The organism is Stenotrophomonas maltophilia group sp. LNF247 (assembly GCF_054083135.1).
Genome location: NZ_JBSRQL010000005.1, coordinates 97,903 through 110,551 on the forward strand (window position 1 = coordinate 97,903; position 12,649 = coordinate 110,551).

Below are 12,649 nucleotides of genomic sequence, written 5' to 3' on the forward strand. Positions count from 1 at the left end.
TGACGTGCGCAGGGAGTACGCGGCCGCGTGGGACTACGCGCGCAAGGCGGCGGTTCAGCTGGATCCGACGGGCGCATGGTGCGCACTGAGCGGGCCGATGCGCGGAAAGTGCGGACGCAGCAGGCCGACGAGCTGATCCATGCCCGGAACGGCATGGCCAAATTCGTCCCATCGCGCATTGACCAGGCCGGACACCATGATCTGCCCGGTGTCGATGCGGGTCATGGCCCAATAGGGAACAGCACGCGCGCTGATGGCCATGTCCAGTACCGGAACGACGGCAGCATGCGAGCGACTGTCATGGATGCGGCGCTTGACCGCCTCCAGGCCGTCGGGAGGACCTTCGACGTACTGGAAGAACCGCTGACCGTCGACGAGCAGCGCTCCGGTAACGTCCACGCGACGGTTGAACGTAGCAGAGCAGGAGACGATCTGCCGGAGGATTTCATCGGAAAGCCCAGCCGACATGTGGCTGGAGTAGGCAAATGCGTGGAGCATGGAAGGGGCTTCTTGTGACGCCCGTCACTATACGTGGGGCGCCGTAGCCTGCCGTGAGCCTTTCCTCACGCATCACCTGGGAGTGATGCGTTGGATCAGCAGCCCACCAGCCGATCCGCGCCAATTCCGCCGCGATGCTGGCTGCGGTATTCGGTAGGACTGGCGTCCACCTGGCAGCGGAAGTGCCGGCGGAACGACTCCTGCGAACCAAAGCCGGCCTGCTCGGCAATCCACTGCAGCGGCCGGTCAGTGGTTTCCAGCAGCTCGCGGGCGAATGCCACGCGCTCGCGGATCAGCCAGTCGATGGGTGACAGGCCGGTGGCTTCCAGGAACTGCCGCTGCAGGGTGCGCTGGCTGAGCGCGGCCTGCTCGGCAAGACTGCCCAGCGAGTGCGGCTCGCGCAGGTTGCGGCGCATCCATTCCATCAGTTTTGCCAGACGCGAGGGCTCGCCATGGGGAATGGCGCGGCTGACGCGCTGGCTGCGCCCGGCATCACGCCATGGCGCCAGTACCAGCCGCTCGGCCACCAGGTTGGCCACGCGCGCGCCGTAGTCCTTGCGCACCATGTGCAGCATCATGTCCATGCCGGTGGCCGAGCCGGCCGAGGTGATGATGCTGCCGGTATCGACGTACAGCACGTCCTCGCGCACATCGATGCGTGGGAAGTCGCGCGCCAGCGCTTCGGTGAGGCGCCAGTGGGTTGTGGCCGGGCGGCCATCGAGCAGCCCGGCCCAGGCCAGCACGAAGGCGCCAGAGCAGATCGAGGCGATGCGTGCGCCACGGCCGTGGGCACGGATGAGTGCATCAAGCAGCGCCTGTGGCGGGCGCTCGCTGGGCTCGCGCCAACCGGGAATGACGATGATGTCGGCGTCATCAACTGTGCTGAGGTCATAGGGAAGCTGCACCTGCGTTCCGCCAAGCATGCGCAGCGCACCGGGTTCACCCGCGCACAGCTGGGTGCGATACCAGGCCACGCCGAGCTCGGGTCTTATCGGCGCGAACAGGCCCACCGCACAGCCGAATTCGAACAGCCCCTGGCCGTGGCAGGCGACGATGGCAACGAGCGGCGCAGCGGGGTCGGCGGGTGGGCTGGGCATGGCTTGATGCTACGGGTGCAGATGCATGGCGCTGAGTGGTGCGCGGGCATGAGGTGATGCCGGCCAGGCATATGGAGCGGTCGCTCCCCTCTTGTAGAGCCGAACCCACGCTCGGCTCAATACCGGCAGGGGGATGCATCTGACGCCGTCGCGAAGAGCAGCCGAGCGTGGGCTCGGCTCTACAGACAGCAGTGCACCGGCAATGCCGCCTAACCTCATTACCAGCGGTCATGTGGGTGGCCGGATGTTACGGCTGGGTGACGCGATCGCGCCTGTCGCGGTGGGTGAACAGGCCCTTGAATGGAAGCGTGTTTCCGGCCCACCCCCACGAGCCCCCATGCCTGCCGCCCACGCCCCTGTCCTGAGCACTCTCGCTGTCCTGATCACAGCCATCCTCGCCGCTTCGCCCAGCCTTGCGGCTGAAGCCGATGCGGATCCTGCTGCCGCCGCCGCGACGGCCAACGTGGCCGCGTCCACGCTGGATGCCGTGGTGGTGACCGGCTCGCGCACCAGTACGCGTACGGTGAAGAACAGTTCCACGCCGATCGACGTGATCTCCGCCGAAGACCTCACCGCCACCGGCCAGGCCAACCTGCTGGAAGCACTGCAGCGCGCACTGCCGTCGCTCAGCCAGATTGGTGGCTACCAGAGCGACCAGGAGAGCCTGATCCGTGGCTACCAGCTGCGCAACCTGTCGCCCGGCTACACGCTGGTGCTGGTGAACGGAAAGCGCCGCAATGCCAGTGCCTATGTGAGCGGTGCCAACGGCGGCGGCTTCCCAGGCCACGCCTGGGCCGACCTGGCGTTGATTCCAGTCTCGGCGATCGACCACGTGGAAGTGCTGCGCGATGGCGCGTCGGCCATCTATGGTTCGGACGCGATCACCGGCGTGGTCAACGTGATCCTGAAATCGCAGGCGCACGGTGGCGAGCTCGCCGTGGAAAGCGGGCAGAGCATTGATGGCGATGGCTCGCGCACCAGCGTGCGTGCCAACGTGGGGCTGCCGTGGGGCGCCGATGGCTTCGTCAACCTGTCTGGCGAGACCACTCGCCAGCATCATGCGATCCGCACCCGCCGCTACATCGATGGCTACCTGAGCTATCCGGCAGTGGATGCCAACGGCAATCTCGTTGCGCTGCGCCCGAACAACCGGTTGCCGGCCGGCGCATCACTGAACCCGGCCGAAGCCAGCCGCGATGCCGAGGCCAACACCATCCTCAGTTCGCCATCGTATGCGCTGAAGGCCTTCGCAGTGAATGCGGGCCATGGCCTGGGCGAAAGCGCGCAGTTCTACGCTAACGCTACGGCCAGTGACCGCACCGCGCAGGCGATCCAGAACTTCCGTCTGCCGGCGACCATCTTCACCACTTACAAGGCACCCGGCGTGCTGAGCGTGTTTCCCGATGGCTTCCTGCCGGTGCTGGAAACCAAGGAGAAGCAGTACACCGGCACCGCGGGCGTGAAAGGCCAGATCGCAGGCTGGGACTACGACGCCAGCCTGACCGGCAACCGCAGCACGGTGCGCACGTATACCCGCAACTCGGTGAACTACTCGCTGCCATACCCCGGTTCGCCTACCGACTTCTACGACGGCAAGCTGGACTACCAGCAGGGTATCGCCAACCTCGACCTGCGCCGTGGCTTCGAGGTGGCTGCGTTCGCCTCGCCGCTGGAAGTGAGCGCAGGTGCCGAGTACCAGCACGAACAGTACGAACGTGGGGCGGGGCAGTGGGAGTCGTATACCGGCTTTGGTGCTGCGGCCTTCGTCGGCTATTCCACTGCGGACGCGGTGAAGGCTACCCGCAACAGCAAGGCGGTCTATGTGGGCGCGGCCACCAACATCACCTCGCGCTGGTATCTGGATGCGGCCGCGCGCTGGGAAGATCACTCCGACTTCGGCAGTGTCTCCACCGGCCGCCTGACCACGCGCTTCGACTTCACCGACGCGCTGGGCGTGCGCGCCACGGTCAGCAACGGTTTCCATGCACCCAGCCTGGGCGCGCAGTACTACCAGGCCACGGGCAGCTGCCCCTGCGGCACCACGCTGGTGGCGCAGGTGTCTTCGCCGGCGGCGGTTGCGCTGGGTGCGACGCCGCTGAAGCCCGAGAAAGCCACCAACTACAGCCTGGGCGTGACCTGGGACCCGAGCCCGGCGTTCCACCTGGCCGTGGATGCGTACCAGATCGACATCCGTGGCCAGCTCGGCCAGTCCAGCCAGATCGGCTACAACGCGCAGGATCCAGCGCGCATCACCGACAACAGCGGCACGGTGCTGAGTACGGCGCAGAAGAACACCATCGATGCGCTGCTGGGCTCGGCCGGCATCAGGATCCTGCCGGGGGATGCGTTCTACGCCAGCTACTTCACCAACGTGGGCAATACCCGCACACGCGGCGTCGAGCTGACCCTGGAGGCCAACCAGGAAACCGCGTGGGGCAAGCTGCGCTGGAGCTATGCGGCCAACGTGGGGCGTACCACCATCCAGAAGGTCAGCGACATTCCGGCGGCGCTGCAGGGGCTGCCGAACATCAACCTGTTGACCAAGAGCAGCGAGTACGCGCTGCGCTTCCGTACGCCCAGCTACACGCAGGTGGCGGGGTTGGGCTGGCAGAACGGGCGCTGGCGCTCGAACGTCGACTTCACCTACTACGGACCGATCAAGCGCCTGAACAACGGCGTGGAGTACAAGCAGCCGCCGGTGCTGGTGACCAATCTCTCCGGTGGCGTGGAACTGGGTGCGGGCTGGAGTGCGGCGCTGGGCATCAACAACGTGTTCGACAAGCGCACCCGCAAGGTGCCGGAGTACGCGCGCAGTGCCACCGATGTGGCGAGCATCGAGACGACCTGGGATTCTGGCGACGTGCTGAGCCGCATCGGGGCGTTCTGGTACGGGCGGATCAATTACCGGTTCTGATCTGGAGCAGTCGAGCATGGCTCGACTCCGCAAAGGCGAAAGCAGCCGAGCATGGCTCGGCTCTACACAAGGCGAAAGGCGGCCGGCGGCAGTTCTGCATCATCGAGGAGCAGTTCATGTCTTCTGCATTGAAGGTGGTGGCAGTGGTGGGGTCACCGACCAGCTCGGCGACGTCGCGCACGTTGCTGCTGGTGCGGCACTTGTTGGCGTCGTTGCAGCAGCGGGTGCATGCCAGCGTGGAGCTGGTGGAGCTGGCGCCGATCGCGCGTTCGCTGGGGCAGTCGCTGTCGCGCGATGAAGCGGAGCCAGCCGTAGAGCAGGCACTGCAGGCAATCGAGGCGGCCGGGCTGCTGGTGGTGGCGGCGCCGGTGTATCGCGGTTCCTATCCCGGGTTGTTCAAGCACCTGGTCGATTTCATCGGGCTGGAAGCGCTGGTGGATACGCCGGTGCTGCTGGCGGCGACCGGCGGCAGCGAGCGCCATGCGTTGGTGATCGACCACCAGTTGCGGCCGTTGTTCAGTTTCCTGCAGGCGCACACGCTGCCGATCGGGGTGTATGCCACGCCTGCCGACTTCGATGGCGAGCAGATCAACAGTGCAGCCTTGCAGGCGCGCATCGCACTGGCGGCCGAGCGCGCGGCAGGGCATCTGGCTTCGCAGGCGCTGGCGGTACCGGCGCCGCTGCGAAGGATCGCCTGACGGCATAACCGGCGGCGCTTTGCTTATGGCCAAGGCGCATCTGCATGGCCGGATCTGACCGCCGATTGTCGCCTGGCATCGCCGTGCCGACCGCCGTCATCTCTAGCATCGATATCGAAGCGGCATCGCATTGCCGCCCCCCGATGAGGACGACCCCGTGAGTCTGGACGCAACCGACAAGCCCATCCTGTTCCTGCTCGACCGTGAGTTCGAGGACGGACAGATTCCCGGCCAGCGTTTCTTCTGCCGGCACAGCCTGCTGCTGGAAGGGGCGCTGTCGAGCATCGACGGCCTGGACGCGCAGCTGGACGTGCGCCGCATCGGCTTCGCGCGGCCGCGCCGGGAGGTGATCGCCGAGATCGGCGAGCAGGACCAGTCGCTGCCGAAGCTGGTGCTGCCGCAGGGCGTGCGCAGTGACCTCGCGAGTGGCGTGCACCAGGACCGCCAGTACATCTCCGGTGCCGAGCCGATCCTGGCCGCGCTGAACGGGTTGCTCGGCATCCCCGTGGCCCATCCCTGAGCGAGGACGCGACCATGAGCTATCAGATCAGCGTGTTGGACAAGAGCCCGGTGGCCGAAGGCGCCTCGCCGGAGCAGGCGCTGCGCAACAGCCTGCAGCTGGCACAGCGCGCCGAACAGCTGGGCTATCACCGCTACTGGTTTGCCGAGCACCACGCCGCGCCGACGTTGGCGAGTCCCGCACCGGAGGTGCTTGCGGCGTGGGTGCTGGCGCAGACCCGGCGCATCCGTGTCGGCAGCGGCGGGGTGATGCTGCGCCACTACGCGCCGTACAAGGTGGCGGAGAACTTCAACCTGCTGGCAGCGTTGGCGCCAGGGCGCGTGGATCTGGGCGTGGGCAAGGCGCCGGGCGGCCTGCCAGCGTCGACTGCCGCGCTGGCGGCCGGGCGCCCGGCGTTCGCCGACTTCGACCAGCAACTGCGCGATCTTGAGGGCTATCTGTCCGGCGCCGAAGCCGATGTGCTGGCGCGGCCGATTCCGCAGCAGGCGCCGGAGCGCTTCCTGCTCGGTGCCAGCCCGCAGAGTGCACGGCAGGCGGCCGAGCTGGGCTGGCGCTTCGTCTACGCCGCGCACTTCGACGGTGACCCGAAGCACATCGAGGCCGCGTTCGACGCCTACCGCAGCGTCGCCTCGCAGCCGCCGCTGCTGGCCACGGTGGCCTTCGCCGCACCGACTGCGGAAGCCGCTTCGCGCCATATCGGTGCGCTGCGCGTCTACAAGCTGCACCTCGGTCCCGGGCAGGCGGTGAACCTGCCCAGCGCCGAGGCAGCTGCCGAGTACGCGCACCAGGTGGGGGTGGCCGACTTCCGCATCGAGGAGACGCGCCCCAGCGTGCTGTCCGGTGATGCGCAGCACGTGCGCGGCGAACTGGATGCGTTGCACCGGCGTTTCGGCGTGGGCGAGTTCATCCTCGATGCGCCGGTGGCCGACCTCGACGCACGCCTGACATCCCTTGAACTGCTGTCGCCCGCGCCGCGCGCGGCGGTGGCCTGACCTGCAGGAGCGATTCCCATGAGCACCACCCCGCGCCACATTCCGTTCGGCATCATGCTGCAGGGCCCCGGCAGCCACATGCATGCCTGGAAGCATCCGTCCAACCCGGCCGATGCCAGCGTCAACCTGCAGTTCTACATCGACATCGCGCGCACTGCCGAGGAAAACGGCATCGCCTTCGGCTTCGTTGCCTACGGCCTGTACATCAACGAAAAGTCCATCCCGCACTTCCTCAACCGCTTCGAGCCGATCTCGCTGCTCTCGGCGCTGGCCACGGCAACGAAGAAGATCGGCCTGGCGGGCACGCTGTCGACCTCGTACAGCGACCCGTTCACTGTCGCCCGCCAGTTCGCTTCGCTGGATCTGCTCAGTGGTGGTCGTGCTGGCTGGAACGTGGTGACCTCGCCGTTGGAAGGTTCGGGTCGCAACTATGGCCGGCCGCACCCGGAGCATGCGCTGCGCTACCAGATCGCCGACGAATATCTGGAGGTGGTACAGGGGCTGTGGGATTCGTGGGATGACGACGCCTTCGTGCGTGAGCGCGACAGCGGCACCTTCTTCGCACCGGAGAAATTCCGCCGCCTCGACCACAAGGGCCGCTTCTTCCAGGTGGAAGGCCCGCTCAACATCCAGCGCTCGCCACAGGGCCAGCCGGTGATTTTCCAGGCGGGTTCTTCCGATGATGGCATCGCGCTGGCCGGGAAGTACGCCGATGCGGTGTTCACCCATTCGCCGTCGCTGGAAGAAACCCGCGCGTTCACCCAGAAGGTGAAGAACTCGGCGATCGCCCACGGCCGCAGCGGCAATGACGTGAAGATCTTCCCGGGCATCGGCCCCATCGTCGGCCGCACTGCCGAGGAGGCCGAGGCCAAGTACCAGGCGATTGCCGCGTTGGCCACGCTGGAGGATGCACTGGCGTACCTGGGGCGCTTCTTCGATCACCACGACTTCAGCCAGTACGACCCGGATGCACCGTTCCCGGAGCTGGGTGACATCGGCAGCAATTCGTTCCGTTCCACCACCGACCGCATCAAGCAGGATGCGCGTGAGAAGGGCCTGAGCCTGCGCCAGGTGGCGTTGGAAGCGGTGAGCCCGCGACCAAACTTCATCGGCACGCCGGAGCACGTGGCCGATGAGCTGATCCGCTGGTTCGACGCCGGTGCCAGCGACGGTTTCATTCTTGGATTCGCCGCGCAGCGCGAAGGCCTGGACGATTTCGTGACCCAGGTGCTGCCGATCCTGCAGGCGCGCGGCTACCACCAGCGCGAGCTGGAAGGACAGACCCTGCGCGAGCATCTGGGCCTGCCGTACAAGGCCAGCCGCTATTCGACCGACGCCGAGCCGGCGCGGAAGGCGGGGTAGGGCGATGAGCGGAGAGAACTCGGTAGCGCCGGGCCATGCCCGGCTGGATTCCGCGTCCATCGGCGTGCTGCCGGAAATTGCAGCACGCGCCGAGGCCGCCATCGCGATCCGCCATGACCTGCACCGCCACCCGGAGCTGGCCTTCGAGGAGCACCGCACCAGCGCCCGTGTGGCCGAGTTGCTGCAGCAATGGGGCTATGAGGTGACCACCGGTCTCGGCGGCACCGGCGTGGTCGGCACGTTGCAGCGTGGGCAGGGCGGCCGTCGGCTGGGGCTGCGTGCGGACATCGATGCCTTGCCGATCCACGAAGACTCGGGGCTGGCCTACGCCAGCCAGACCGACGGCCTGATGCATGCCTGCGGTCATGATGGTCACACCGCCATCCTGCTGTCTGCGGCGCATTACCTGGCCCATCACGGCAATATCGACGGGACCTTGCAGTTGGTGTTCCAGCCAGCCGAGGAAACCGGCTCGGGTGCATCGAAGATGATTGCCGACGGCCTGTTCGAGCGCTTCCCGGTGGATGCGATCTATGGGCTGCACAACTGGCCCGGCGTACCGGTCGGCCACTTCGGCTTCGTCGATGGTCCGGCGATGGCATCGGTGGACTGGGCGCGGCTGAAGGTGATCGGCAAGGGCGGACATGGTGCCGAACCGCAGGGCAGCGTCGACCCGATCCTGGCGGCGGCGCACATCGTCGCCGCGCTGCAGAGCGTGGTGTCGCGCAATGTCGATCCGCGGCAGATGGGGGTGGTGACCGTCGGTTCGATCCACGGCGGGCAGGCCGCCAACGTGATTCCGGACGTGGTCGAGCTGAAGCTGACCGTGCGCGCCTATCTACCGGAGGTGCGCGATACCCTGCGGCGCCGGGTCACCGAGATTGCCGAACAGACCGCCGCCGCGTTCGGTGCGCGCGCCGAGATCGAATTCCCGCGCGGCTTCCCCAGTGTGATCAACCATCCGCAGCAGACCGCCTACATCCGCGAGGTGGCCGTGCAGGGCTTCGGCGCCGCACAGGTGGTGCCCGACTTCGCACCGCGCACGGCCAGCGAGGATTTCGCCTTCCTGCTGCAGGCACGACCGGGCAGCTTCGTGTTCGTGGGTAACGGTGACAGCGCTCCGCTGCATAGCCCGCGCTATGTGTTCAACGACGCGGCCATTGCCCCCGCCGCCAGCCTGTGGGCGCGACTGGCCGAAGATTACCTGGTGAAGGACGCGACATGAGCCACGACGAACGCTTCCTCTATACCTCGGTCGATGACCCGCTGGCGCGGCCGTTGTTCGACGGCCTGGAGCAGGAATACGACAGTCGCTACGCCGACGTGCGTCGCCGCATCGGCGGCAGCGCCCGCGAGGAGCTGCAGCGCTACCCGGCGCAGGCCTTCGCCGCACCGGTAGGGGCGTTCGTGCTGCTGCTGCGCGACGGGGTGGCGATTTCCGGCGGTGCGTTCATGCCGCACCGCGATCCGGATACCGCCGAATTCAAGCGCATCTGGACACTGCCCGGGCTGCGTCGCCAGGGCATTGCGCGGCGCGTGCTGCAGGAGCTGGAAGAGCAGGCGGCGCGGCAAGGGTACCGGAGGGTGTTCCTGACGACCGGCTTCCGCCAGCCGGAAGCTGTTGGCCTGTACCTGAGCCACGGCTACACCGCGTTGTTCGATCTGGAGGCCGACCCGGAAACCGTTGCGCATCTGCCGTTCGAAAAGCACCTGCGGGCGACGACGCCTGTCGTTACCGCTGCACAGGCACTGCTGCACGGAGCCCACGCATGAGCACACCGTCGACCGCGCTGGAGGGCATCGCCGCTCGTCCGGCGCCCGGACCGGCACTGAAGATCGTGCCGGCCCGGCATCCGCTGCAGGTGTTCGGCACGGTGCTGGCGCTGGCGCTGATCCTGATCGGGCTGCAGTCCGTGCTGGGCAATCCGCGCTGGGGCTGGGGCACTTTTGCCGAGTGGTTCTTCGCACGCCCGGTGCTGGAAGGCCTGGGTCGCACGCTGCTGCTGACCGCGCTTGGCACCGGCCTCGGTTTCGCGCTGGGTACGCTGCTCGCGCTGGCACGCGTCTCTGGTTCGCCGCTGCTGTCGGCGGTGTCGTGGGGCTATGTGTGGTTGTTCCGTTCGATCCCGTTGCTGGTGCTGTTGTTGTTGCTGAACAACCTGGGCTACCTGTACAGCACCATCGAACTGGGCGTGCCGTTCACCGGCATCAGCCTGTTCTCGTACCCGACGACACAGCTGATCGGTGTGTTCACCGCCGCGGTGCTGGGCCTGACCCTGAACCAGGCAGCGTTCTCGGCCGAGGTGATCCGCGGTGGCATTCTTTCGGTCGACCACGGCCAATACGAGGCCTCGGCCGCGCTTGGCCTGCCGCGGGTCCGCCAGGTGCGCCGCATCATCCTGCCGCAGGCAATGCGCTCGATCCTGCCGGCCGCGTTCAACGATGTGATCGGCCTGGCCAAGAGCACCTCGGTGGTCTATGTGCTGGCGCTGCCTGAGCTGTTCTACACCGTGCAGGTGATCTATCGGCGCAACCTGGAAGTGGTGCCGCTGCTGATGGTGGCCACGGTCTGGTACCTGGTGATCCTGACCGTGTTGTCGCTGCTGCAGCGGCGCGTGGAACAGCGCTTCGCGCGCGGCCAGCTGCAGCGCGAGCGCTCGGTGTCGCGGGTGTCGTCACCGGTGCGGACATCCAGTGATGCTGCGCCGCGCGTGGCCAACCGCCCGCGCATCGCCACCCAGGTCGAAGCGGGCGAGGGTGCGGCGGTATCGCTGCATGGCGTGGGCAAGGTGTTCGGCGATCAGCCGGTGCTGGAAGACGTGAACCTGGACCTGCGCGCCGGCAGCGTGACGGTGCTGATCGGCCCGTCCGGTGCCGGGAAATCCACGCTGCTGCGGTTGATCAACCACCTGGAACGCGCGGACAGTGGTTACGTGACCGTCGGCGGCCAGCTGATCGGTTACCGCCGCGAGGGTGACACGTTGTACGAACTTCCCGAGCGCGAGATCCGCCGTCGGCGTGCCGAGGTGGGCATGGTGTTCCAGGGCTTCAACCTGTTCCCGCACCTGACCGCATTGGAGAACATCATCGAGGCGCCAATCGCGGTGCGCGGCGTGCCGCGTGCGCAGGCCGAGCGGCAGGCGCGCACGCTGCTGGAGCGGGTCGGCCTGGCCGACAAGGCCGATGCGTTCCCGCGCCAGCTGTCCGGTGGCCAGCAGCAGCGCATCGCGATTGCCCGCGCGCTGGCGCTGCAGCCGAAGGTGCTGCTGTTTGACGAACCCACGTCGGCGCTGGACCCGGAACTGGTGGCGGAGGTGCTGAGCGTGATCGAGGAACTGGCCCGTTCGGGTACCACGCTGGTGATCGTCACCCATGAGCTGAGCTTCGCCCGCCGCGTGGCCGACCACGTGGTGATGATGGACCAGGGGCGGGTGATCGAGCAGGGCACGCCGGAGGCCCTGTTCGAGCGCCCGCGCCAGCAACGCACCGCCGATTTCCTGGCCAAGACCCTGTAACCCCGGAAGGAACATCATGAGCCCTGCAGTACCGCGTCGTCCCTCGCGCAGCACCCTGTTGATCGTGGGCGTGCTGGTCATCGGCATCGCCGGCATCGTCTACTCGCGCGCGCGCCAGGCCCCGGAGGCTGCCGCTGTGGCCGCGGCCAGCCTGGCCGGCACCAACACCGCCGTGCTGAAGGGCACGCTCGACCCGAAGGCGCAGGCCTTGATTCCTGCGGGCTACCGCTTCGTCACGCCGGGCGCATTCACCGTGGCGACCCACCCGGGGCAGCTACCGCTGGCCGACTACGGCGCCGACAGCAAGGGCGTGGTCGGCATCGAACCGGACATCGCGCGGCTGATCGCGGATGCTTTGGGCCTGAAGCTGGTGATCGTGCCGGTGGCCTGGGCCGACTGGCCGCTGGGGCTGGAGTCAGGCAAGTACGATGCGGTGCTGTCGAACGTGACGGTCACCGAGGAACGCAAGAAGAAGTTCGATTTCTCCAGCTACCGTTACGACCTGCTGGGCATCTACACGCGCAGCGACGGGCCCATCCAGAAAATCGAAAAGCCCGCCGATGTGGCCGGGCTGAAGGTGGTGGTCGGTGCCAGCACCAACCAGGACCAGATCCTGCGCCAGTGGGACCAGCAGAACATCGCGGCGGGATTGAAGCCCGTGGAATACCAGTACTTCGATGACGCGGTGGTCGGCCGATTGGCGGTGATCACCGGCCGCGCCGATGTATCGTTCGAGCCCAATGCTACCGGCGCCTATTCGGCGCGCGACGGCAAGGTGCGGCGCGTGGGCCTGTTCCCTGGCGGCTGGCCGAATGCCGCAGCGATCTCGGTGACCACGCGCAAGGGCAGCGGCCTGGCCGACGCGGTGACGCAGGCGCTGAACACCCAGATCGGCAGCGGCACCTACGCGCAGGCGCTGGCACGCTGGAATGTGGCCGAGGAAGCCGTGCCACAGTCGCAGACCAATCCGCCGGGGTTGCCAACGTTGCAATGACACCGGGCGTGGCCCGGCGCGACTTCCGCTTTTGTAGAGCCGAGCCATGCTCGGCTGCT

Annotated in this window: 11 protein-coding genes; 9 read left to right on the plus strand and 2 right to left on the minus strand. The window is 67.3% G+C overall.

What is annotated here, in order from left to right:
- Positions 1 to 54: 54 nt before the first annotated feature.
- Positions 55 to 498: a BLUF domain-containing protein gene (locus tag ACTXG9_RS07130; RefSeq protein WP_021202891.1), complete on the minus strand. Its 444-nt coding sequence runs from the start codon at positions 496 to 498 to the stop codon at positions 55 to 57.
- 95 nt (positions 499 to 593) lie between these two features.
- Positions 594 to 1,595 (minus strand): transcriptional regulator FtrA, encoded by a 1,002-nt coding sequence (gene ftrA / locus ACTXG9_RS07135; protein ID WP_180832278.1) that lies wholly within the window; start codon positions 1,593 to 1,595, stop codon positions 594 to 596.
- Between the two features lie 337 nt (positions 1,596 to 1,932).
- On the opposite strand from ftrA, the gene ACTXG9_RS07140 reads away from it, so the two are divergent.
- The 9 genes from ACTXG9_RS07140 (at position 1,933) to ACTXG9_RS07180 (ending at position 12,590) form a co-directional block, all read left to right on the plus strand.
- On the plus strand, positions 1,933 to 4,509 hold the full coding sequence (locus tag ACTXG9_RS07140; protein ID WP_456115602.1) for a TonB-dependent receptor plug domain-containing protein: 2,577 nt from the start codon (positions 1,933 to 1,935) through the stop codon (positions 4,507 to 4,509).
- 116 nt (positions 4,510 to 4,625) lie between these two features.
- A complete protein-coding gene (gene msuE / locus ACTXG9_RS07145; RefSeq protein ID WP_024956916.1) occupies positions 4,626 to 5,207 on the plus strand; it encodes an FMN reductase in 582 nt (193 codons plus the stop codon).
- 157 nt (positions 5,208 to 5,364) lie between these two features.
- Positions 5,365 to 5,727 carry a DUF3088 family protein gene (locus ACTXG9_RS07150; RefSeq protein WP_005409341.1) on the plus strand — a complete coding sequence of 121 codons (363 nt, stop codon included), beginning with the start codon at positions 5,365 to 5,367 and terminating at the stop codon, positions 5,725 to 5,727.
- Positions 5,728 to 5,741: 14 nt separating this feature from the next.
- On the plus strand, positions 5,742 to 6,719 hold the full coding sequence (locus ACTXG9_RS07155) for an MsnO8 family LLM class oxidoreductase (RefSeq protein WP_206621825.1): 978 nt from the start codon (positions 5,742 to 5,744) through the stop codon (positions 6,717 to 6,719).
- Between the two features lie 18 nt (positions 6,720 to 6,737).
- Positions 6,738 to 8,081 carry an LLM class flavin-dependent oxidoreductase gene (locus ACTXG9_RS07160; RefSeq protein WP_456115603.1) on the plus strand — a complete coding sequence of 448 codons (1,344 nt, stop codon included), beginning with the start codon at positions 6,738 to 6,740 and terminating at the stop codon, positions 8,079 to 8,081.
- Positions 8,082 to 8,085: 4 nt separating this feature from the next.
- Positions 8,086 to 9,306: a M20 aminoacylase family protein gene (locus ACTXG9_RS07165; protein ID WP_456115604.1), complete on the plus strand. Its 1,221-nt coding sequence runs from the start codon at positions 8,086 to 8,088 to the stop codon at positions 9,304 to 9,306.
- Positions 9,303 to 9,854: a GNAT family N-acetyltransferase gene (locus ACTXG9_RS07170; RefSeq protein ID WP_021202883.1), complete on the plus strand. Its 552-nt coding sequence runs from the start codon at positions 9,303 to 9,305 to the stop codon at positions 9,852 to 9,854. The genes ACTXG9_RS07165 and ACTXG9_RS07170 overlap by 4 nt, the downstream gene beginning before the upstream one ends.
- On the plus strand, positions 9,851 to 11,596 hold the full coding sequence (locus ACTXG9_RS07175) for an amino acid ABC transporter permease/ATP-binding protein (protein WP_456115605.1): 1,746 nt from the start codon (positions 9,851 to 9,853) through the stop codon (positions 11,594 to 11,596). Before ACTXG9_RS07170 ends, ACTXG9_RS07175 begins: the two co-directional genes overlap by 4 nt.
- A gap of 16 nt (positions 11,597 to 11,612) precedes the next feature.
- Positions 11,613 to 12,590, plus strand: coding sequence for an ABC transporter substrate-binding protein (locus ACTXG9_RS07180; RefSeq protein ID WP_111103763.1), 978 nt, complete (start codon positions 11,613 to 11,615; stop codon positions 12,588 to 12,590).
- Positions 12,591 to 12,649: the final 59 nt, after the last annotated feature.